Annotated in this window: 19 protein-coding genes; 7 read left to right on the top strand and 12 right to left on the bottom strand. The window is 62.1% G+C overall.

Annotation, left to right across the window (positions count from 1 at the left end):
• The 9 genes from P7C00_RS25355 to P7C00_RS25315 form a co-directional block, all read right to left on the bottom strand.
• The gene (locus P7C00_RS25355; RefSeq protein ID WP_346632494.1) at positions 1-1,152 is read right to left on the bottom strand and encodes an efflux RND transporter periplasmic adaptor subunit; all 1,152 of its coding nucleotides are present in this window, start codon (positions 1,150-1,152) and stop codon (positions 1-3) included.
• A 124-nt stretch (positions 1,153-1,276) separates the two neighbouring features.
• A complete protein-coding gene (locus P7C00_RS25350; protein ID WP_346632571.1) occupies positions 1,277-2,374 on the bottom strand; it encodes a DUF1513 domain-containing protein in 1,098 nt (365 codons plus the stop codon).
• Positions 2,375-2,376: 2 nt separating this feature from the next.
• The gene (locus P7C00_RS25345) at positions 2,377-3,441 is read right to left on the bottom strand and encodes an imelysin family protein (RefSeq protein WP_346632493.1); all 1,065 of its coding nucleotides are present in this window, start codon (positions 3,439-3,441) and stop codon (positions 2,377-2,379) included.
• 44 nt (positions 3,442-3,485) lie between these two features.
• Positions 3,486-4,910 carry a di-heme oxidoredictase family protein gene (locus P7C00_RS25340; RefSeq protein ID WP_346632492.1) on the bottom strand — a complete coding sequence of 475 codons (1,425 nt, stop codon included), beginning with the start codon at positions 4,908-4,910 and terminating at the stop codon, positions 3,486-3,488.
• A 190-nt stretch (positions 4,911-5,100) separates the two neighbouring features.
• Positions 5,101-6,441, bottom strand: coding sequence for an imelysin family protein (locus tag P7C00_RS25335; RefSeq protein ID WP_346632491.1), 1,341 nt, complete (start codon positions 6,439-6,441; stop codon positions 5,101-5,103).
• A 162-nt stretch (positions 6,442-6,603) separates the two neighbouring features.
• Positions 6,604-8,655: a putative bifunctional diguanylate cyclase/phosphodiesterase gene (locus P7C00_RS25330; RefSeq protein ID WP_404937554.1), complete on the bottom strand. Its 2,052-nt coding sequence runs from the start codon at positions 8,653-8,655 to the stop codon at positions 6,604-6,606.
• A gap of 304 nt (positions 8,656-8,959) precedes the next feature.
• On the bottom strand, positions 8,960-9,556 hold the full coding sequence (locus tag P7C00_RS25325) for a superoxide dismutase (protein WP_123726073.1): 597 nt from the start codon (positions 9,554-9,556) through the stop codon (positions 8,960-8,962).
• 176 nt (positions 9,557-9,732) lie between these two features.
• Positions 9,733-10,335, bottom strand: a complete 603-nt coding sequence (locus P7C00_RS25320) for a LysE/ArgO family amino acid transporter (protein ID WP_102880727.1) — start codon at positions 10,333-10,335, stop codon at positions 9,733-9,735.
• 2 nt (positions 10,336-10,337) lie between these two features.
• Complete coding sequence (locus tag P7C00_RS25315) at positions 10,338-10,742, bottom strand: ACT domain-containing protein (RefSeq protein ID WP_346632489.1); 405 nt, start codon at positions 10,740-10,742, stop codon at positions 10,338-10,340.
• 110 nt (positions 10,743-10,852) lie between these two features.
• Here P7C00_RS25315 and P7C00_RS25310 point away from each other — a divergent pair, with 110 nt between their 5' ends.
• The 4 genes from P7C00_RS25310 to P7C00_RS25295 all read left to right on the top strand — a co-directional run bounded on the left by P7C00_RS25310 (position 10,853) and on the right by P7C00_RS25295 (position 14,758).
• Positions 10,853-11,752 carry a LysR family transcriptional regulator ArgP gene (locus P7C00_RS25310; protein ID WP_404937553.1) on the top strand — a complete coding sequence of 300 codons (900 nt, stop codon included), beginning with the start codon at positions 10,853-10,855 and terminating at the stop codon, positions 11,750-11,752.
• 96 nt (positions 11,753-11,848) lie between these two features.
• A complete protein-coding gene (locus P7C00_RS25305) occupies positions 11,849-12,841 on the top strand; it encodes an NAD-dependent epimerase/dehydratase family protein (RefSeq protein WP_346632487.1) in 993 nt (330 codons plus the stop codon).
• A 106-nt stretch (positions 12,842-12,947) separates the two neighbouring features.
• Positions 12,948-13,787, top strand: coding sequence for an ATPase (locus tag P7C00_RS25300; protein ID WP_346632486.1), 840 nt, complete (start codon positions 12,948-12,950; stop codon positions 13,785-13,787).
• A gap of 122 nt (positions 13,788-13,909) precedes the next feature.
• Positions 13,910-14,758, top strand: coding sequence for a cache domain-containing protein (locus tag P7C00_RS25295; RefSeq protein WP_346632485.1), 849 nt, complete (start codon positions 13,910-13,912; stop codon positions 14,756-14,758).
• A 32-nt stretch (positions 14,759-14,790) separates the two neighbouring features.
• On the opposite strand, the gene P7C00_RS25290 is transcribed toward P7C00_RS25295, so the two are convergent.
• Positions 14,791-16,245 carry an MDR family MFS transporter gene (locus P7C00_RS25290; RefSeq protein ID WP_404940086.1) on the bottom strand — a complete coding sequence of 485 codons (1,455 nt, stop codon included), beginning with the start codon at positions 16,243-16,245 and terminating at the stop codon, positions 14,791-14,793.
• Positions 16,246-16,712: 467 nt separating this feature from the next.
• Between P7C00_RS25290 and P7C00_RS25285 the strand changes: the two genes are divergently transcribed.
• Positions 16,713-17,627, top strand: a complete 915-nt coding sequence (locus P7C00_RS25285) for a helix-turn-helix domain-containing protein (protein ID WP_346632483.1) — start codon at positions 16,713-16,715, stop codon at positions 17,625-17,627.
• Here P7C00_RS25285 and P7C00_RS25280 read toward each other — a convergent pair.
• Both P7C00_RS25280 and P7C00_RS25275 read right to left on the bottom strand, forming a co-directional pair.
• On the bottom strand, positions 17,620-17,796 hold the full coding sequence (locus tag P7C00_RS25280; protein ID WP_162884084.1) for a hypothetical protein: 177 nt from the start codon (positions 17,794-17,796) through the stop codon (positions 17,620-17,622). The genes P7C00_RS25285 and P7C00_RS25280 overlap by 8 nt on opposite strands.
• A 148-nt stretch (positions 17,797-17,944) precedes the next feature.
• Positions 17,945-18,850: a LysR family transcriptional regulator gene (locus P7C00_RS25275; RefSeq protein ID WP_404937552.1), complete on the bottom strand. Its 906-nt coding sequence runs from the start codon at positions 18,848-18,850 to the stop codon at positions 17,945-17,947.
• Between the two features lie 114 nt (positions 18,851-18,964).
• Here P7C00_RS25275 and P7C00_RS25270 point away from each other — a divergent pair, with 114 nt between their 5' ends.
• Together P7C00_RS25270 and P7C00_RS25265 are read left to right on the top strand one after the other, a co-directional pair.
• Positions 18,965-19,849, top strand: a complete 885-nt coding sequence (locus P7C00_RS25270) for an MBL fold metallo-hydrolase (protein WP_346632481.1) — start codon at positions 18,965-18,967, stop codon at positions 19,847-19,849.
• A 69-nt stretch (positions 19,850-19,918) separates the two neighbouring features.
• Positions 19,919-20,533: an NAD(P)-dependent oxidoreductase gene (locus tag P7C00_RS25265; RefSeq protein ID WP_123726083.1), complete on the top strand. Its 615-nt coding sequence runs from the start codon at positions 19,919-19,921 to the stop codon at positions 20,531-20,533.
• Positions 20,534-20,575 lie beyond the last annotated feature (42 nt).

Genomic DNA, 20,575 nt, shown 5'->3' with positions numbered 1-20,575 from the left:
TCAGTCGGCGCGAGGCTGGCTGTTCGGCTGTTCCGGTTGCAGCTTGTCCGGGGTGATGCTGATGTGGGCGCCGTTATCCAGTTTGATCTGGCCGGCACTGACCACCTGTTCGCCCTTCTCCACACCCTTGTTGATCATCACCAGGCCGCCGCGATGCTCGCCGGTGTCGACAAAGCGCCGCTCGGCGATCAGCAGCGGCCGGCCCTCGGAGTCTTGCTCCAGGCTGCCGTCGGCGGCTTTCTTCTGCGTGACCACGTACACCGAGTTGCCGTAGAGGGTGTAGGCGAGGGCGCTTTCCGGCACCACCACCTTGAGCTGCGGGTCGGGAAGCAATACTTGCAGGTCGGCGAACATGCCCGGCAGCAAGCGGCCTTCGGGGTTGGCCAGGGTGGCGCGTACCAGCACGTTGCGGGTGCTGTTCTCGACCTTGGGGTTGATGGCGCTGATGCTGCCGGGGAACGACTCCCCGGGAAACGCCGCAACGCTGAGCTGCACGGTCTGTCCCAGACGGATCTTGGGCACCGATTGTTCCGGGATATAGAAGTCCACGTACAGGCTGCTCAGATCCTGCAGTGTTGCGATCACCGTGCCGCTGGCCAGGAAGTCGCCGACATCTACCTGGCGGATGCCGATTGTGCCGGCAAAGGGGGCGAGAATGCGTTTCTTGGCCAGGGAGGCCTTGAGCTGGTTGACCGTGGCCTTGTTCTTTTGCAACTGGGCCGAAAGCCGGTCGTACTCGCCCTTGGAAATCGCCTGACTGCCCACCAGTTGGCTACCGCGTCCGAAATCCAGCTGGGCCAGGCCGAGGTCGGCCTGGGCGGTTTCCAGCAGGGCGCTTTCCACAGCGCTGTCCAGGGTCAGCAACGGTTGGCCGGCCTTGACCTGCTGCCCGGATTCGAACTGCAGGTCCTTGACCGTACCGGCGACTTCAAGGCTGAGGTTGACCCCTTGCAGGGCCTTGAGGCTGCCGACACTGGGCAGCCGGCTTTGCCAGGGGCGCTCGTCGGCGGTAATCACCGCCACGCTGATGGGCGGCTTTGGGGCCGAGTAGACCTGGACCATCTTGTAGATCGAAAACGCCTTGTAGCCGGCTAGCAACAGCACGACCAACAGGACCACACCCAACATGATCAACATGCGGCGACGCAGCATATTCCGCTTCCTTGGAAAGCCCGGGAAACAAGCCCGGTAGACATTACTCCGAGTCGCGTGCGGGTTCCAGATGACTGTCCTGTCGTCTAGCGAAGCTCCCGGCGCCAAGGCCGGGGAGGGTTCTTCAGATCAGATGCAGATGGTTGTCCCAGAGCCCTGCGGGCAGATCCAGCGGTTTTGCCGCAATCTGTGTCTGGCGACAGTCGTAGAAGCGGCAGCGGCCTTGTCCCGAGGTCACCACGAAGCCGTCGGCCACGGCGCCAACCCCGGCACAGTCTGGCAGGGGCGCATCGACCCGCACTGCGCCGCTGTCCAGGTCCCAGATGAAGAAGCGGTTACCCCGGGGGGCGGTCAGAGCCACCAGGCGCAGGTCGCTGTGCACCGCGACGCTGGCGGTGTAGTGCCCCATGGCCTGCAACTGCTGTTCGGGTACCGGGAAGGCCGCGAAAGGTTGTCCCGGCCGCTTGATTGCCAGGAGTTCCGAGGGCTCGTGGGCGGCGCCCATGAACTGCTGGCCGGTGACGATGGTGCCGTCGCTGGCGATGCCCATGTGGCGCACGCTGTTCATCTGCTGGGCCAGGGTTTCCTTGCTCAACAGGGTGCCGTCGCGCTGCATCAACACCAGGCTCGGCTCCATGGCATCGAGGTTCATCTCCACCCGGCTTTCGGCTTCAGTGCGGATGCCGCCATTGGCTACCACCAGGGTTTCACCGTCGGGCATCCACGACACCTGGTGCGGGCCGATACCGTGGGTGGACAGTTCACCGCTGTGCACCAGGCGCTCGCCTTCGAAGCGATACACCCCGAGCAGGCCACGGCCGGGGTCCCGGGTGTCGTTCTCGGTGGCGTACAACCACTGGCCATCCTTGTGGATCACCGCGTGACCGTAGAAGTGCCGGTCAGGTTGCGAGGTCACGGTCTGCAGCAGCGCGCCGTTGCGCAGGTCGATCAGGTAACTCTCGGTGCCCGGGCGCCGGGCCACGAACAGGGCGATCGGCAACTGCGGGTGATTGATGATGTCATGGCAACGTTGGCCGACCTGGGTGGCAAACACCTGTTTACCGTCCAGCTGATAACCGACGGCGTAATGCTTGCCGTCACCATCGTCCCTGGCCGAAAGCAGCAAGGGCTGTTTGCCCTTTTGCTTGAACAGCGTCCCGCCGCCCAAGGTCACCGCACTGAGCAGCAGGCTGCCCAGTGCCAAAGCCTGACGTCGCAGCATCATCAGTCACCGTCGTTGGCGTTGAAGCCCAGTTGGATCCCCAGCGCCTTGGCCAGTTCGCCTTCGTGCAGGCGGTGGACCACGTTGAGGCTGTCGTACAGATCGTTGAGCTGCTGGCGACCAGCGTCGTCACCGAGCATTTCGGTCAGCGAGCGCTGGGTGCTGGCGAAGAGTTTCAGCGAAGCGGCGTAGGCGGCGTCGATCTTGTCGGCCAAAGGCTTCTGATCGGCTGGCAACAGGCCGCGCAGGCCTTTGTTGTCGACACCTGCCCACACGGTTTGAGCAGCGCTGAGGCTGGCCTCAAGGCCTTGCAGGGACGACTGGCTGCGCCAGGCATCAGCCTGGAACGGCTGGGGAATGCCCTTGGTCTGGCGGCCCATCGGCGTGCCGAGCTTCTTCTTCAAGGTATCCAGGGCAGTGACCTGGACCCGCAGCAAGTCAGCGATGGCTTCATGGGAGTCGGCGTAGCGCTGGTTGGGGAACTTGCTCATCTGCGCGAGCATGCCGTCGTTGGTATTCCAGCCCGTCAGGATCTCTTGCGCCAGTTGTTTCTGACGTTCACCGATGGCGGTCAACAGCGGGCAGTAGCGGGCTTTCTGCACGCTGTCGGCCATGTCGATCTTGCTGTCGAAGAGGATGTACTCGTAGGCCGACAGGCCTTGCACCACCACACTGGATTTGGCCAGGGCCGCGGCATCGATCTGCGGATTGGCGGTCACCAGTTGCTCGACCTGCCGGCCGACCAGGTTTTTCTTGTCCGGCCAGAACTGCACCTGCCAGGCGCGGTTGCCCTCGGCCAGCGGGCCGATCAGCAGTGGTTGCAGCTCGGCCCAGGCTTTTTGTGCGTGGAGGAAGTCGGCGCGGGCGGTGTCCAGGCTTGTCTTGCCTTCACAGAAGGCCAGGGCGCTGATGGCCAGCTGGCGGTCGGCCTCGACCCAACGGCTGTAGGTTGGCAGGATCACCTGTTTGGCGATGGCGGCCGAGGTCACGGCTTGTGGGTCCTGGGGCGAGCAGGCGCCCAGGGCGAGTGCGGCAAGGCTGGTGAACAGCAGTTTGGGGCGGAACATGTTCGGGCTCCCTTTATTGTGGAGAAAGCAGTTGAGTCGAGTGTTTATAGCGAATTCAGAAAGGCCAGCAACGCGGCACGTTGCTCGGCATTGAACGCGAGAACCTGTTGCTTGGCGCCTTCGGCTTCGCCGCCATGCCACAGCACCGCTTCCATCAGGTTGCGGGCGCGGCCGTCATGCAGGAACTGGGTGTGGCCACTGACGGTTTCTGTCAGGCCGATGCCCCATAGGGGCGCAGTGCGCCAGTCGCGGCCACTGGCCTTGAACTCCGTGCGGTGGTCCGCCAGGCCTTCCCCCATGTCGTGCAGCAGCAGATCGCTGTAGGGGCGGATCACCTGATTGGCCAATTCGGGTTCGGCGGCGTTGGCCGCGGTGGTGAAACTTGGGGTGTGGCAGGACTGGCAGCCGGCCTGGAAGAACAGGTTCTTGCCGGCCAGGACCTGGGGCGAATCGACATCGCGGCGCGCCGGTACTGCCAGGTTGCGAGTGTAGAACAGCACCAGGCGCAGGATGTTGTCGCTGACTTCCGGCTCACCGTCCGGGCCATTGCCGTTGGGGGCCTGCTTGCAGGCGGTTTGCGCGTCGGTGCAGTCATCGAAAGGCCTCAGGTGAGTGGTCAGGCCCATATCACCAGAAAACGCGTGAACATTTTGTTGATTGAGGTTGGGTTGGCCGGCTTTCCAGCCAAAACGCCCGAGTACGGTTTTTTGCTGCGCGTCATCCCAGACCCAGTTGGGTCGTCCGGCAATGGCCTTGTTGCCGGCGTCGGGCTGAGCGTTGGCCAGGATTGCCGCTTCGGGAATGGCCTCCAGCAACCCCAGGCCGATCATCGGCGGCGCCACTCGGGCGGAGAACTGCGTCTCGGGGTGCATTGGGCCGTAGCCCAGGTCGGTGATCTGCAGCCTGGGCTTGCGTAACTCCACCTGGGTGCCGTCCTTGAACCGTACGGGTACCTGATCGTAATCGACCCGCACCCGGCCTTCGGGGGCGACTCCGGGAATTGCCATGTCTTGCAACTGGCCGCCATACACCGGTTCCGGCACCACGCCAACCTGCTCAATGATCTTGGCGTAGGCCGGGGTATCCGGGATCGACAGGCGCACCAGCATCGACACGGCGTTCAGCGCATCAGGCGCGGGGGGATGGCCGCGGCCGTCCTTGACGTGGCAGTTCTGGCAGGCGTTGGTGTTGAACAGCGGACCGAGGCCGTCACGGGCAGTGGTGGTGGAGGGGGCGATCACCCAGGGGCTGCGGAAAAAACTGTTGCCGACGCTGAAGTCCAGGCGTCGGGTCGGTGGCAGGTTGGCCGACGGCAGGGAAAAGGCATTGCGATCGGCCTTGTTGACCGTCGTCGCGCCGCCGGCTCGGGCTTCCCCCGGTTCGGCCTGGGTAAAGCGTGGAGCGTCATCGCAGGCACTCAGGCTCAAGGCCATGAGTAGAGCGGACCAGCGAAGCAGCGACGGGGGCATCGGACATCCTGCAAGACGAGCAAAACAAGGGCGCAAAGTCTAACAGGGCCGCCTGGATTGAATAAGAGGAATTATCGTTTGGTTTGACCCAGGACAAGCTTGCGGGGAAGCATTCAGGCGTAGGAAACGGAGCACTGCGGGCACAAAAAAAGGCGACCCGCAGGTCGCCTTTTTACTGAAGCCGCGCTGATCAGAACTCGTGATCGGCGTTATCCGGGTTCAGGTCGCTGATGCCCAGCTTGCCCGCAGCCTGTTCGATCGAGCCGGTCTGCTTCACCAGGGCGGCGATGGCGTCACGCACGATCTGGTTGCCGGATTCGTTGCCCGCAGCGATCAACTGGTCGTAGTGCTCACCCTTGTTGGCGTGGTCCACCATGACCTGGATCTTGGCTTCGGTTGCCGCCAGATCAGCTTTCAGTGCGGCGTCGGCAGCCGGGTCGGCCTTGGCCACCAGGGAAGACAGGCTGGCGCCGGTCATCTTGCTGCCGTCGACACGGGTGTACTCGCCCAGGTAGACGTTGCGGATGCCCTTGGCATCGTAGAAGTGCGAGTTGTGGGTGTTGTCGCTGAAGCAATCCTGCTCGTCTTCAGGGGAGTTGGCTTCCAGGGATACCTTCATCCGCTCGCCCGCCAGTTCACCCAGGGACAGGCTGCCCATGCCGAACAGCATCTTGCGCAGGCCGGTTTCGGCCGGTTCGGCTTCCAGGGTGGCACGGTAGTTGTCGGCCACGTCCGGCTTCCAGTTGCCGACCATTTCTTCCAGGTCGTTGACCAGCAGCTGGGTCACGGCCTTCAGGTAGGCGCGACGACGCTCGTTGTGGCCGCCGGTGGCACCGGCACCTTCCAGGTAGTCGGAAGCAGGGCGGGCGCCGGCGCCAGGGCCGGTGCCGTTGAGGTCCTGGCCCCAGAGCAGGAATTCGATGGCGTGGTAGCCGGTAGCGACGTTGGCCTCGGCACCGCCCAGCTCGTTCAGGCTGGCGAGTTTTTCCGGGGTGATGTCTTTCACGTCGACCTTGTCTTCGCCGACCTGGATCTCGGTGTTGGCGATGATGTTGGCGGTGGCGCCCGGGTTGCCCAGTGCGTGCTCGTAGCTCTTGTCGACGTAGTCGATCAGGCCTTCGTCCAGTGGCCAGGCGTTCACCTGACCTTCCCAGTCATCGATGATGGTGTTGCCGAAGCGGAACACTTCGCTCTGCAGGTAAGGCACGCGAGCGGCAACCCAGGCAGCCTTGGCGGCTTTCAGGGTTTCGTCGTTGGGCTTGGCGAGGAAGGCATCGATGGCGGTTTGCAGGGTTTTCGCGGTGGATTCGGAGTCGCTGTAAACGGCGAACACCATGTCGGCGTAATGCGCGACCACAGCCTTGGCCGCGGTTTCGTCGACCTTGCCGGCAGCGTCAGTGGCTGGGGTGGCAGTGCTGGCGGCCGGGGTCGGCGCTTGAGCGGCAGCCTTGTCGTCTTTGCCTTCGCCGCAGCCGGCGAGGGAAATAGCGATGGCCAACAGACTGGCGGTAGCCAGAGGCATACGAATCATGGCGAACATCCTGCTTCGAGAGGGGAGTGGACGGCGCGGGGGCGCGCAAAAACTGCAACATAATGCGAAAGATTTGCATTATGTGTAAAGGGTCGCGCCTGTAAATATTTCTTATTCAGTAGGGGATTGCGCCAGGTCAAGCTGGCGAGTGCGATGCCTGGGTCAGAGGATCACCGCGTTGCTGCGCTGCGCCTGTTTCAGGTAGGCGCTCAACTCCCGCGCCGGCAGGGGTTTGCTGTAGTGATAGCCCTGACCTTCATGGCAGCCTTCGGAGATGATGTAAGCCTCCTGTTCGGCTGTTTCCACGCCCTCGGCGATCACCTGCATGCCCAGGCTTTTACCCAGCTGGATGATGGCGCGCACGATGGTCGCATCGTCGTCGTCATCCAGCAGGTCCTGGACGAAGCTCTTGTCGATCTTGATCTTGTCCAGGGGCAGGCTTTTCAGGTAGCTCAGAGACGAATAACCGGTGCCGAAATCGTCGATGGCGATCAGCGCCCCGGAGCGTCGCAGGCTCAGCAGGTGCTGGGCGGCGGTGCTGATGTCTTCCATCAGGCCGGTTTCGGTGACTTCCAGCTCCAGGCTGCGGGGTGGCAGGCGGTAGATCTGCAGCAGGTTGTTGACCACCCGTGGCAGTTCGGCGTGGTGCAGTTGTACCGTGGACAGGTTGACCGCCATGCGCAGGTCGCTGAAGCCCATGTCGTGCCATTCGCGCAGTTGGCGGCAGGCCTGGTCCAGCACCCATTCGCCGATGGCGATGATGGTGCCGTTCTGCTCCGCCAGGGGAATGAACAGGTCCGGCGGCACCAGGCCGTGTTCCGGGTGTTGCCAGCGAATCAGCGCCTCGACACCCACCACCCGGTGGTCGCGATAGCTGATCTGTGGCTGATAGACGAGAAAGAACTGGTCTCGGGTCAGGGCTTCGCGCAAGTCTTTTTCCAGTTCCCGGCGCCGGCGCATTTCGCTGTCGACGCTGGCGATATAGAACTGATAGCGATTGCGTGACCGGCTCTTGGCCAGGGTCATGGTCTGTTCGGCTTTTTGCAGGAGTTTTTCCGTGCTGTCGCCGTCTTCCGGGAACAGGGTGATGCCGATGGTGGCGCGCAGGCGGATTTCCTGGTGATCGAGGGCGAAGGTGGCCTCCAGGTCGTCGAGGATGCTTTGTGCCAGTTCTGCGGCTTCATAGGGTTGTTCGATATCGGCCTGGACCAGGGCGAACTGATCGCCACCCAGGCGAGCCAGGGCGCCGAGGCGACCGCTGTGGCCGCGCAGGCGATCGGCCAGGGCCAGCAGCAGTTGGTCGCCGGTCTGGTAGCTGAACTGTTCGTTGATGCCCTTGAAGTCGTCGAGGCCGACGCAGAGCACTGCGACCCGGCGTTGCAGGCGCCCGGCGTCCACCAGGATCTTGTCCAGTTGCTGCTGCAATTGCTGGCGGTTCGGCAGACCGGTCAGGAAGTCGTACTGGGCCATGCGCAGCAGGCTGTTTTCCGCTTCGTGGCGCAAGTGGGTATTGCGCTCGATGGAGGCCAGCAACTGGTTGGCGGTGTTGATCCAGATTCCCAGTTCATTTTTTTCGTGACCCTTGAGCAGCGGCAACTGGTGCTCGCTGGGGCGGTCGGGATTGATGGTGGTCAGGTGCTCGATGATTCGCGACAGCGGCTTGGTCAGCAACCAGTGATAGACCAGGTACAGCACCAGGCCCATGGCCAGGGCGCGCAGGACTCCGGAAATGAAGATGATCACCGAGCTGATGATGAAGTCCTGGCCGTAGGTGGCGGTGTCGAGGGTGATGCTCAGGTCGCCGTAATACTCGCTATAGGGGCCACGGCCCACCAACTGGGTGGTGAAGGTGCGTTCCTGGCCAAGAATCAGATCAGTGAGCCAGCGACTGGAGGAATGCTGCAGCTCGCGGGACTTTTCCGCGAGCATGGTTTCGTTGGGGTGGCCAATGGAGGCCATGCGCACCGCATCATCCTGGAACAGGCCTTCAATGACTTGCATGCCCATTTCCCGGTCCAGGCTGTAGACCGCCTGTGTCGATGGGTCGCGAAACATGTCGAGAATGCGCTGGGCATCGTTAGCGACCGCCTGCCGAGTCTTGTAGGCATCGAAGACGATCTGGGCGCAGCTCAGGACTACGCCCACTATGAGTGCCGACAGCAGCACAACCCGGAGCAACTTCACCGACAAGCTGTTTTTGAGTTCCAGCTTCAAAGGGCTATTCCTTGTTCCGTGCGCGTAGCGTCAAGTTGCCATGAGTATTGGCAATCCCGTGTTGGCCGTCAAAGTGACATTAATGCCGAGTACAGGACGTCTGCGGGCCAGGCCCGGGTGATCAGATTCAGGATTGCTCTTGCTGTGGATAGTGTGTCGGTAGCGACGCCTTGCAACTTGAGGGGCGGCGTTGATTTTTACATCAGATGAATCTTAGCGCCTCGGTTGGGCGGGACAAGATGCCCGCTTTGTCAGAGGCAAAAAAAAACCCGGCCAGGCCGGGTTTTTTGCACTGCAAACGGACTTAAGCGACGAAGTTCTTGCCTTCGAACTGCTCAGCCACGAATTTCCAGTTGACCAGGTTCCAGAACGCTTCGACGTATTTAGGACGAACGTTGCGGTAGTCGATGTAGTACGCGTGTTCCCAGACGTCGCAGGTCAGCAGCGGAGTGTCGCCGCTGGTCAGCGGGTTGCCGGCGCCGATGGTGCTGGCCAGGGCCAGGGAGCCGTCAGCCTTCTTCACCAGCCAGCCCCAGCCGGAACCGAAGGTGCCAACGGAAGTCTTGGTGAACTCTTCTTTGAACTTGTCGAACGAACCGAAGGCAGCGTTGATGGCCTCAGCCAGTGCGCCGGTAGGTTGGCCGCCGGCGTTTGGCGCCAGGCAGTTCCAGTAGAAAGTGTGGTTCCAGACCTGGGCTGCGTTGTTGAAGATGCCGCCCGAAGAGGTTTTGACGATCTGTTCCAGAGTCTTGCCTTCGAACTCGGTGCCTGGCACCAGGTTGTTCAGGTTCACGACATAGGTGTTGTGGTGCTTGTCGTGGTGGTATTCCAGGGTTTCCTTGGAAATGTGCGGCTGCAGGGCGTCGTGTGCATAGGGCAGCGGCGGCAATTCGAAAGCCATGATGATTCTCCTAATCAGGTCAGTTGCGGTGAGCGCAAGGCCGATCACGGGCGGCCAGACAAGCGCCGGGGAGTTTGTACTCTTTGCGGCGCAGGGTTCGGATCATAGCACCGGGGGTGCGGCTTAACCACGCAACAACTGTGTGGGATAGAGGTTCCAGAGCCTTTTGGAATAAGTCACGCAGCGCTGATCAGCTGGAACGCCACGCTGAACATCATCACCGCCACCAGCAGGTCGAGAATCCTCCAGGTACTGGGGCGAGCCAGCCACGGAGCCAGCCAGGCGGCGCCCAGGGCCAGGGTGAAGAACCACAGCAATGAAGCGCTGGCGGCCCCCACCACGTAAGCGCCGGGCTCGGTTTGTTGTGCCCCCAGTGAACCGATCAGCAGCACGGTATCCAGGTACACGTGGGGGTTGAGCAGGGTGACCGCCAGGGCACTGAGCATGACAGCCCGGAGTGAACGCACGGTCTGGCCTTCGCCCTGTTGCAGGCTTTGTTTCGAGCAGGCTCGGCGCAGGGCCTGGGCGCCGTACCAGATCAGGAATGCCGCGCCGCCCCAGCGCGCCACTGCCAGCAGCATCGGGCTCTGGGTCAGGACGGTGGCCAGGCCGAACACGCCGGCCGCCACCAACAGGGCATCGCAGGTCACGCACAGCGCCGCCACTGGCAAGTGGTGCTCACGGCGCAGGCTCTGAGCCAGGACGAAGGCGTTTTGCGTACCGATGGCCATGATCAGGCCGGCGGCCACCAAGAGACCGTTTACATAGCTTTGCCACATGACTATTGCTCCTCGCCGGCGGCCAGTTTTTGCAGAACCTGCATGGCTCGCCGGGCATCCGCCTGACCGACAAACAGGTGATCGTGGTAATAGCCGGCGATCACGTTGCAGCTGATCCCGGCCTGACCCAGGGCGCCGGCGAAGGCTGCTGTCAGGCCCACGGCTTCCAGGGCCGAATGCACGTTGAGGGTGATCCAGGCCGCCACGTAATCGAAGGCCAGTCCCAGGCGCTCGGCCTGTTGGCGCTGGACGATGACCGTCAGTCCCTCGCGTTCACGAAAGCTGCCCAGCACTTCGCAGTCCTGCAGCAGGCTGGGGTCTGTGATGGAACAGAACACGTACTCGCCGTCGTTGAGCTGCGGGCTCATGCTGCGCAACAGGGTAGCGAGAGAGGTTTCACCGGCCATGAACAAAATCCTTGAGCGAAGAAGCATTACAGAGGCTTTACGCTGGCTATTTTCTCGCTTCAGGCGGTATAAGAAAAACCAATAGTGCTGATCACTCATTAGGAAAACTGATGTTCGACTACAAGTTGCTCTCCGCCCTGGCCGCGGTGATCGAACAGGCAGGATTCGAACGGGCGGCCCAGGTGCTGGGATTGTCGCAGTCGGCAATTTCCCAGCGCATCAAGCTTCTGGAGGCCCGGGTCGGGCAGCCGGTGCTGGTGCGGGTGACGCCTCCAGCGCCCACGGAAATCGGTCGCCGCTTGCTCAACCATGTGCAGCAGGTACGCCTTCTGGAGCGGGACCTGCAAAGCCTGGTGCCGGCGCTGGACGAGGAAGGCTTGCCGGAACGCCTGCGCATCGCCCTCAACGCCGACAGCCTGGCCACCTGGTGGGCCGAAGCGGTGGCTGACTTCTGCGCCGAACATCACTTGCTCCTGGACCTGGTGGTGGAGGACCAGACGGTGGGCCTCAAACGCATGCGTGCAGGCGAAGTGGCGGCTTGTGTCTGCGCCAGTGAGCGTCCGGTGGCCGGGGCACGCAGTCTGCTGCTGGGCGCCATGCGTTACCGTGCCCTGGCCAGCCCGGCGTTCATCACCCGGCACTTTCCCCAGGGCGTACGTGCCGAGCAGTTGGCTCGAACCCCGGCATTGGTATTCGGCCCTGACGATTTCCTGCAGCATCGCTACCTGGCGTCCCTGGGTGTCGATGGCGGTTTCGAACATCATTTGTGCCCGTCTTCCGAGGGCTTCATCCGCCTCACTGAAGCTGGCCTGGGCTGGGGGCTGGTGCCCGAACTGCAGGTTCGCGAGCAACTTCAGCGAGGCTTGCTGGTGGAGCTTTTGCCGGATAAACCCATCGATGTGCCGCTGTACTGGCATCATTGGCGCAACGGCGGACAATTGCTGGGCTTGTTGACCGAGCACCTGGCACGTTTATCTGCACAATGGCTGGTGCCCTGGGAGCAGCCGTAAGCGTCAAGCCACAAGCTGCAACTAGACAGCTTGCGCACTGATTTTTAACTTGCAGCTTGTAGCTCGTAGCTCGTCACTGCTTTCTTAGGAATATTCATGAAAATTCTGGTTACCGGCGCAAGCGGCTTCATCGGCGGGCGCTTTGCTCGTTTTGCCCTTGAGCAGGGCCTGGAGGTCCGGGTCAACGGCCGTCGCGCCGAAGCGGTGGATCACCTGGTGCGCCGTGGTGCCGAGTTCGTCCAGGGCGACTTGAACGATGCCGGCCTGGTGCGCGAACTCTGTCGCGATGTCGATACCGTGGTGCACTGCGCCGGTGCGGTGGGCTTGTGGGGGCGCTATCAGGATTTCCATCAGGGCAACGTACTGGTCACTGAGAATGTGGTCGAGGCCTGCCTCAAGCAGCGGGTCCAACGCCTGGTGCACCTGTCCTCGCCGTCGATCTATTTCGATGGCCGTGATCATCTGGGGCTGACCGAAGAGCAAGTGCCCAAGCGTTTCAGGCACCCCTATGCAGCCACCAAGTACCTGGCCGAGCAGAAGGTCTTCGGTGCCCAGGAGTTCGGGCTTGAGGTCATTGCGCTGCGGCCGCGCTTTGTCACCGGTGCCGGCGACATGAGCATCTTCCCGCGGCTGTTGAAAATGCAGCGCAAAGGTCGCCTGGCCATCGTCGGCAACGGTCTGAACAAGGTCGACTTCACCAGTGTGCACAACCTCAACGAGGCCCTGTTCAGTAGCTTGCACGCCAGTGGCTCGGCCCTGGGCAAGGTCTACAACATCAGCAACGGCGCGCCGGTTCCGCTGTGGGACGTGGTCAACTACGTGATGCGTCAGATGCAGGTGCCACAAGTCACCCGCTATCGCTCCTTTGGCCTGGCCTACAGCGTGGCGGCGCTTAACGAGGGGGTCTGCAAACTCTGGCCTGGCCGTCCGGAGCCGACCCTGTCGCGCCTGGGGATGCAGGTCATGAACAAGAACTTCACCCTGGATATCAGCCGGGCCCGGCACTACCTCGGCTATGAGCCCAAGGTCAGCTTGTGGGCTGCTCTGGATGAGTTCTGCAGTTGGTGGAAGGCTCAGGACATAAGCTGAAATCAAAGACTGAACCCGGTTTGCCCGGGCCGGTCCATAGGCCGGGTGAATTAGCGGTTTATACTCGCCGCATTCAGCCATCACCGCGGTTCACAAAGGTTGCCCCATGCGTAACGATGCACACGATGACTTCGATGACGTTCCAAGTCTGCGCGCCGATCCCCTCGATGACGATGTCTTTCCTGCCACCAGCGCTGCCCGTGAGCGCACCACCGTGCATTCGCGCAGCGCTCCGGTGGTCAAGGCCAAGGGGCCCAGTACCGGTCCATTGTGGGCATTGGTGGGGGCATTGTTCTTTGCCTTCATCGGCCTTGCCTGGTGGAGCTTTCAGCAGATCTCGCTGATGGAGCAGCAACTGGTGGCGACTCAGGAAAGCTTCGCCAGGATCAGCGAAGAGGCCGCCGGTCGTCTGCAGGATATCTCCGGCAAAGTGGTGGCCAGCCAGACCAATGTCACCACTGACAGCGAAGCCTTGAAGCTGCAGATCAAGCAGTTGGAAAGCCGGCTGCAGGATCAGAGCCGACAACAGCAGGGCGTGGCGGGGCAGGCCACGGACCTGGACAAGCGCCTGGCGCAGATGAGTGCCCAGACTGCCGAGCAGCAGGCGGCCAATGCCCAGTTGCAGGCTCAGGTCAAAGCCCTGAACTCTGAACTGGCGAGCCTGAAAGGCGCCCAGACGGACGCCGGCAAGGTCGATACCCAGCTCAAGAGCCTGAGTGCCGACCTTGCCGCGTTGAAAAAACAGGGCAACCCGAGCGCCGCCATCGAGCGCCTGGAGCAGGAGCTGGTGGTGCTCAAGAGTGAGCAGGACAATCGTCCCGCCGCCGCCCAGAACGGAGCCAGCACTGCCGAGTTCGATGCGTTCCGTGGCCAGGTCACCCGCAACATCAATACCCTGCAAAGCCAGATCCAGAACCTGCAGCAGCAGATCAATACCCGTCCTTGAACGGTCAGGCCCACCCACGCATGGCGTGGGTGGGCACTGTTTGGCCAAAGTGCGCTGAATATTCACTCATGTCCCGCAGCCGTCTACGCTCTTCAAACGCCATCAGGAACGAGGAGCGAGCGATGAGGCTGTTGCAAAAAAACACCTGGCTGGGATGGTTGTTGTTGCTGTGCATGGGGCCGCTGCATGCGGCGGTACCGGCGGCCGATGACGGTGTGGCGGCCCGGGCGCTGCTGGAAAAAGCCCTGCGCTATTACCACGACCAGGGTGACAAGGCGTTTGCGGCCTTCAGCCGTCAGGGTGAGTTCGTCGACCGCGATCGTTATGTGTTCGTGGTGGACACCCGGGGCGTGATGCTGGCCAGTGGCGGTCCTTCGTCGGCATTGATTGGTCGAGATGTCTCCGAAGCCCTGGGGCCGGATCTGCGCAAGGCGTTCAAGGACGCCCTGAAGATTCCCGAGGCCAATGGCATCCAGCAAGCCGAGTACCGTTGGCAGAACTGGGCCGACGGCAAGATCGAACGCAAGCATGTGTACTTCCAGCGTATCGGCGAGCGCATCCTGGCGGTGGGGTATTACCTGCCTCGGGCCTCGGCCGAGCAGGCCAAGGCACTGCTGGAGCGAGCGGCCACGGCCTTGGGCAGCGATCAGCCGGGTACGCTCAAAGCCATCAATGACTTGCGTGGCGGGTTTCTCGAAGACGATCTGTATGTGTTCGTGGTGGACCTCGACAGCCACCGCTATCTGGCCCATGGCACCAATCTGCGTCTGCTCAATACCGATTTCGGCAAGATCAAGGACCCGGAGGGCAAACCGGTGGGCGAACCGATCCTGGCGTTGATGGCAGGCCAGGATCAGGGGGAATACGAGTACCGCTGGAAGAACCCGGTGACTGGCAAGATCGAGGACAAGCATGCCTACTTGCGCAAGGTCGGGAATCTGTTAGTTGCCGTGGGGTACTACAGCCCTTGAGTCCTGAACGCTAGCCTCTGCCGGCATCAGGATCAACGTGCCTTGTCTTCACGGCCCCGTAGCAGGCGATTGGGCATGGCAATCGCCGCAGCCAGCCCCAGCAGGGAGACTGCGGCACTGACCAGCAGCAGATGCCGGAAGCTCAGCAGCAACTCGTTGCGCAATGCGTCGCGCGCGGAGCCAGGCGCGGCGTTCAGGCCTTCCAGCAAGGCACTGCCGGAGTGCCCCTCGCTCATCAGACCTGCGCCACTCAGATGCGCCAGGCTGGAATCCTGCAGCAAGGCCAGGAGCAATGCCGACATCAGCGCCACCCCCACCGCGCCGCCCAGGGCGCGAAACAGGTTGGTGGTGCTGGTGGCGACACCGATATCCCGTTGCTCCACCGAGTTCTGGGTGCCCACCAGGGAGGTAGGGAACTGCATGCCACCGGCAATCCCGCAGAGCAACATGAACAGGCTGCTCAGCAGTACCTCCTGGGGCGGCACCAGGGCCATGCCGAGAATCGACACCGGCATCAATAGCGCGCCGCCCAGGATCATCGGCTTGTAGCGTCCGGTCACCGAGGTCAGGCGTCCGGCGCAATAGGCGCCCATGGGCAGACCCATGGCCAAGGGCAGCAGGTGCAGGGCGGCACTGTCGGCCCCGGCCCCGGTGATGCTTTGGAAGCGCAGGGGCATCAGCACGATCAGCGAGATGGCCTGGAAACTGGTGAAGAAAATCGTGCACCAGCACAGCAGCGCATTGCGGTTGGCAAACAGATGCATTGGCAGCAGGGGCTCCCGGGCCCGGCGCTCATGCCAGACGAACAGGGCCAGGACGATGCAGGCGATGGCCAGCAGGTCGAGCACTTTGGCGCTGCGCCAGGAGTGGCCCTGGCCCACTTGGGTGATGCCCAACAGCAGGGCGCTCAGGCCGATGATCAGCAACAGGGTGCCGAGGTAGTCGATGATCGGCTTGCGCTGGGGCACCGGCAGCCCCACCAGGGTGCGGTGAGCCACCCACCAGGCACCCAGTCCCAGGGGCAGGTTGATCAGAAATACCCAGCGCCACGAGAGAAATTCGGTCATGTAGCCGCCCAGCACCGGGCCGGCGACACTGGCCACCGCGTACATGCTGCTGAAGTAGCCCTGATAGCGGCCGCGCTCCCTGGGCGGGACTATGTCGCCGATGATGGCCTGGCTCACCGAGATCATGCCGCCGGCGCCGATGCCCTGGAAGATCCGCGCCAGCACCAGTTGTTCCATGTTCTGGGCCAGACCGCAGAACAGCGAGGCCAGGGTGAACAATCCCATGCCGAACAGCATCAGCCGACGCCGGCCATACAGATCGCCGAGCTTGCCGTAGATAGGCACTGCCACGGTCATTGCCACCATGTAGCCGGAGATGACCCAGGCCAGCAGGCTGACATCCTTGAACTGAGCGGAAATGGCCGGCATGGAGACGGCGACGATGGTCTGGTCCAGGGCGCCGAGAAAGATCGCCAGCATCAGGGCGATCAGCACGCTGCGGATGGCCGGTTTGGGCGGGCCAGGTTGTTGGAAATGGGTCACGAAAAAACCTGCGGGCAGTGATTGATCCGTAGCGGCAAGGCTGGCGGTAATGGGCGTCAGTGTACTCGATAGGGAGCTATCGGATAACGCCACAAGGAAGGCCACGGCGTTTTTTCATGAAGGTTGTTCAAGCCGTGGACGTTGTGCCAAAGGGTCTTGGATTCACCACTTTCGAAAAGCTTTGTGGCACTTGGTGTTGATGTGTAATGGGACGCATTCTGTATAGTGTGCGTTCGGTGCCGGCTCCCTGAATCCTGGCTGTACGAATGTTCATTTGTGTCGCCGGTGCTTGCGTTTTTCCTGGCTGAACCCGTCAATGGGTCGATGAATCCTGGCGGGTGCCCTGAGCATTTTTCCAACGGTGCAATTCTCCTCCCCGTTACTCTGAGGCCTGGACTGTAGTGATGAACAAGCCTGCCCTTGCTGCCATTCCCGTGTTCAAACTCTATGGCGAGAGCCTGGAGTGGCCCACCCCGGATCTGCTCCATTGCGAGTCCATCAGCCAACGCAGTCGTGAGCACCAGTGGGAAATCAAACCCCACCGGCATGCCGACCTCTGCCAGTTGCTGTTCGTCTTCCGAGGGCAGGCCGAACTGGAGGTCGAAGGCCAGCGGACCCTGCTGGACGAACCGATGGTCCAAGTGTTGCCGCCGTTATCGGTGCATGGTTTTCGTTTTTCCGAGGATGTCGAAGGTTATGTCGTGACTCTGGCGGCGCCGCTGTTGAGCCATATGCAAGCTCAGTTGGGGCGCTCGGAAAATACCCTGGCCAAGTCTGGCAGCTACCCGGCCCGGGAGGATGCGCAGTACCTGAACGGTTTGTTCAGTGCCTTGCAGAATGAATATCAGGGGCAGCAACCGGCTCGGGAAATGCTCATGCACGCCCTGGTGAGCATGATTGTGGTCTGGGTCGGTCGCCAGGCACTGCAGCGCAGCAGTTCCAGTCAGCGTCCCCAGCGGGCCCGGGAGTATTTCAACGGTTTTATCCAGTTGGTGGAGGCCCACTACCGCGAGCATGTGAAGGTCGAGGACCTGGCTCACAAGCTAGGCATCTCGGTGTCGCACCTCAACGGCACCTGCCGCGAGCTGGCCGGGCAACCGGCGCTGCAGATCATGCACGAGCGCCAGCTGCTGGAGGCCAAGCGCCTGCTGACCTACACCGGAATGACCATCTACGAGATTTCCGATGACCTGGGTTTTTCCGATCCCACCAATTTCACCCGGCTGTTCCGACGCCGCGAGGGGATTTCGCCCAAGGTGTTCCGCGACCGGCTCAAGGCCGATCAGGCAGGGGGCGCCGGGGCGTCGCCGCTCACCTGAGGGCGTTCAAGGTGGCGTTGTGGGGAATGCAGCGCTCCAGGTTGCAACTGGCGTAGTTACGCTGTTGCATACGGGCCTGCTCGACGCGATAAGCGGCGGTACCGTATAGCGCCAGGGTCATGGTGCAGGTCATGAAAATGGCCAGGTACCTTCTTGTCTTGACGTTCATGGCAACGACCTCTGAACCAATACCCCCGTGTTTTCAGGGGTATTGATATCAGCATAGGTCAGTTGCGGGGGCTTGCCAGGCTGCCGCCCAGCCTGTTGGGCGAGGTATTGAGCCGGTGGATCGAAGTGCTGAGCGCTTGTTCTGTTGTCTACAGCCCTTCATCCCAGAGCGGCTCCTGGGGAAACCTGAGCACCAGGAAGTCCAGCATGCTGCGCAAGGTCGCCGGCATGTGCTTGCGCGAGGCGTAGACCGCGTACATGTTCATCTTGCGGGGTTCGGCATTGGCCAGCAGGCGCACCAGGTCTCCACGCTTGATGTACTCCCCGGCCTGGTAGCTGGGCAGCATGGCGATGCCGGCGCCGGCCACTGTGGTGCGCAACAGGGTACTGGCTTCGTTGGCGCTGATATTGCCCTGTACCGGTACCGATACCTGCTCGCCGTCTTGTTCGAAATGCCACAGGCTCTTGCCGAAGTAGGAGTGGGTCAGGCAGTTGTGCTGGCTCAGCTCCTCCACCCTGCGTGGTGCCGGGTGTTCCTGCAGGTAGGCCGGTGAGGCGCAGATCACCGAGCGACAGACGGTCAGGCGTCGGGCGATCAGGTTCGGGTCCAGGTCGTTGCTGGTACGGATCGCCAGGTCGATGCGCTCATCCACCAGATTCACGGTGCGATCGAGCATCTGCAGATCGATGCTCACTCCGGGATAACGCTTGACGTAGTCGGCCACGGCATCCGCCAGTTGTGACTGGCCGAAGGAGGTGCTGACGCTGATGCGCAGCAGCCCGCGGGGCGCGTCATCAGGCTCGCCCACCGCTGCCTGCATATCGTTGGACAGCTCCAGCATCTGCCGACAGCGGGGCAGGATCTCGCCGCCGGCAGCCGTCAGGCTGAGTTTGCGTGTGGTGCGGTGCATCAACCGGGCGCCGACCCAATCCTCCAGCTCCGCCAGATAACGTGAAACCACCGGCCGTGAAAGGTCCAGGTGGTCAGCGGCGGCCGACTGGCTGCCCAGGTCGACAACGGTGACGAAGACCCGCATTGCTTGGAGACGATCCATGATTTGCCCGCTTTCAGAAACAAACTATGTTCAAGCATCGCATTTTTTGTAACGACTCTGGCAACTAAGCTTTGTCCACTTCCAACCAAGACAACAGATGCTGGAGCTGCCCTCATGATCGGATTCACCTCTCTCAAACGCCTGCTGCTGGCCACCGCCACCCTGGGCTTTGCCGCCCATGCCGCAGCCGCCGAGCCCACCCTGAAACTGGATGTCTACAACCCGGGTGCCAATGCCATCTTCCCGGTGACCTCGGTACTGGTCAGCGGCAAGAAGGACGCGATCCTGGTGGATGCCCAGTTCGGCAAATCCCAGGCCCAGCAACTGGTAGAAAAGATCCGTGCCAGTGGCAAGCACTTGACCACCATCTACATCAGCCACGGTGATCCGGATTACTACTTCGGCCTCGACACCCTGACCACGGCCTTCCCCGATGCCAAGGTCGTTGCCTCACAGCCAACGGTGGATCACATCAAGGCTACGGTGGACGGCAAGCTGGCGTTCTGGGGGCCGAAAATGGGTGCAGACATTCCGGCCAAGACCATTGTGCCCGGCGTACTCAAGGGCCACAGCCTGACTCTGGAAGGGCAGAAACTCGAGGTCATCGGCCTGGATGGCAAGCAACCGGACCGCAGCTTTGTATGGATTCCGTCGATCAAGGCCGTGGTAGGGGGCGTGGTGGTCGCGGAGAACATCCACGTATGGATGGCCGATACCCAGACCCCGCAGTCCCACCAGGACTGGCTGAGCACCCTGAAGACCATTGAGGGCCTGCAGCCCAAGACTGTGATCCCCGGGCACTTCCTCGGTGACAGCGCTCGTTCCCTGGCCCCGGTGCACTTCACCGCTGACTACATCAAGGCCTTCGATGAAGAGACGGCCAAGGCCAAGGACTCCGCTGCTCTGATCGCGGCCATGAAAAAGCGTTACCCGGACCTGGGCGAAGACAGCTCCCTGGAGCTGAGCGCCAAGGTCGCCAAGGGCGAAATGAAGTGGTGAAACCGGTTTGACCCGCTCCCTTCGGGGAGCGGACGCCTCTGTACTCTCTTAGCCAACTGGAGACATGTCATGAGCAAAATCGCAATCATTGGTGCCACCGGCCGTGCCGGTAGCCAACTCCTGGAAGAAGCCCTGCGTCGCGGTCACAGCGTCACCGCCATCGCCCGCAACACGGCGAAGATCGGCCAGCGTGCCGGCGTACTCACCCGCGAGGTGGATGTGGCCGACAGTGCTGCATTGCAGGCAGCGGTGGCCGGCCACGACGTGGTGATCAGCGCCGCGCATTTTTCCACCATCCCGGCCAATGCCATTATCGACCCGGTGAAAAAGGCCGGGGTCAAGCGTCTGCTAGTGGTGGGCGGTGCGGGTTCGCTGCTGCTGCCCGGTGGCGGCAAGGTCATCGACAGCCCCGGTTTCCCGGAGGAGTACAAGGCCGAGGCCAGCGCCGGTGGCGTGTACCTGGATACCTTGCGCAAGGAGCAGGATCTGGACTGGACTTTCCTCTCGCCATCGGCGGAGTTCGTTGAGGGTGAGCGCACCGGGCAGTTCCGCCTGGGCCAGGACGATCTGCTGGTCAGTGCCCAAGGTCGCAGTTGGATCAGTTTCGCCGACTACGCCATTGCCCTGATCGACGAAGTGGAAAAACCGGCTCATCGCCGCCAGCGTTTCACCGTCGGTTACTGATCAGCGACCGATTGCCCTGGTAGCCGCCTGCCGTAAGCGGTT

The organism is Pseudomonas sp. JDS08PS003, assembly GCF_045013505.1.
GTDB classification, from domain to species: Bacteria; Pseudomonadota; Gammaproteobacteria; order Pseudomonadales; family Pseudomonadaceae; genus Aquipseudomonas; species Aquipseudomonas protegens_B.
The sequence above is the reverse complement of the archived record's forward strand: the minus strand, read 5'-3'. Positions and strand labels throughout refer to the sequence as shown.

Bases quoted from the DNA above. Each gene is read 5' to 3' on its own strand.
- P7C00_RS25355 (WP_346632494.1), bottom strand. From the start codon at position 1,152: ATGCTGCGTCGCCGCATGTTGATCATGTTGGGTGTGGTCCTGTTGGTC.
- P7C00_RS25350 (WP_346632571.1), bottom strand. From the start codon at position 2,374: ATGCTGCGACGTCAGGCTTTGGCACTGGGCAGCCTGCTGCTCAGTGCG.
- P7C00_RS25345 (WP_346632493.1), bottom strand. From the start codon at position 3,441: ATGTTCCGCCCCAAACTGCTGTTCACCAGCCTTGCCGCACTCGCCCTG.
- P7C00_RS25340 (WP_346632492.1), bottom strand. From the start codon at position 4,910: ATGCCCCCGTCGCTGCTTCGCTGGTCCGCTCTACTCATGGCCTTGAGC.
- P7C00_RS25335 (WP_346632491.1), bottom strand. From the start codon at position 6,441: ATGATTCGTATGCCTCTGGCTACCGCCAGTCTGTTGGCCATCGCTATT.
- P7C00_RS25325 (WP_123726073.1), bottom strand. From the start codon at position 9,556: ATGGCTTTCGAATTGCCGCCGCTGCCCTATGCACACGACGCCCTGCAG.
- P7C00_RS25320 (WP_102880727.1), bottom strand. From the start codon at position 10,335: ATGTGGCAAAGCTATGTAAACGGTCTCTTGGTGGCCGCCGGCCTGATC.
- P7C00_RS25315 (WP_346632489.1), bottom strand. From the start codon at position 10,742: ATGGCCGGTGAAACCTCTCTCGCTACCCTGTTGCGCAGCATGAGCCCG.
- P7C00_RS25310 (WP_404937553.1), top strand. From the start codon at position 10,853: ATGTTCGACTACAAGTTGCTCTCCGCCCTGGCCGCGGTGATCGAACAG.
- P7C00_RS25305 (WP_346632487.1), top strand. From the start codon at position 11,849: ATGAAAATTCTGGTTACCGGCGCAAGCGGCTTCATCGGCGGGCGCTTT.
- P7C00_RS25300 (WP_346632486.1), top strand. From the start codon at position 12,948: ATGCGTAACGATGCACACGATGACTTCGATGACGTTCCAAGTCTGCGC.
- P7C00_RS25295 (WP_346632485.1), top strand. From the start codon at position 13,910: ATGAGGCTGTTGCAAAAAAACACCTGGCTGGGATGGTTGTTGTTGCTG.
- P7C00_RS25290 (WP_404940086.1), bottom strand. From the start codon at position 16,245: ATGCTGGCGATCTTTCTCGGCGCCCTGGACCAGACCATCGTCGCCGTC.
- P7C00_RS25285 (WP_346632483.1), top strand. From the start codon at position 16,713: ATGAACAAGCCTGCCCTTGCTGCCATTCCCGTGTTCAAACTCTATGGC.
- P7C00_RS25280 (WP_162884084.1), bottom strand. From the start codon at position 17,796: ATGAACGTCAAGACAAGAAGGTACCTGGCCATTTTCATGACCTGCACC.
- P7C00_RS25275 (WP_404937552.1), bottom strand. From the start codon at position 18,850: ATGGATCGTCTCCAAGCAATGCGGGTCTTCGTCACCGTTGTCGACCTG.
- P7C00_RS25270 (WP_346632481.1), top strand. From the start codon at position 18,965: ATGATCGGATTCACCTCTCTCAAACGCCTGCTGCTGGCCACCGCCACC.
- P7C00_RS25265 (WP_123726083.1), top strand. From the start codon at position 19,919: ATGAGCAAAATCGCAATCATTGGTGCCACCGGCCGTGCCGGTAGCCAA.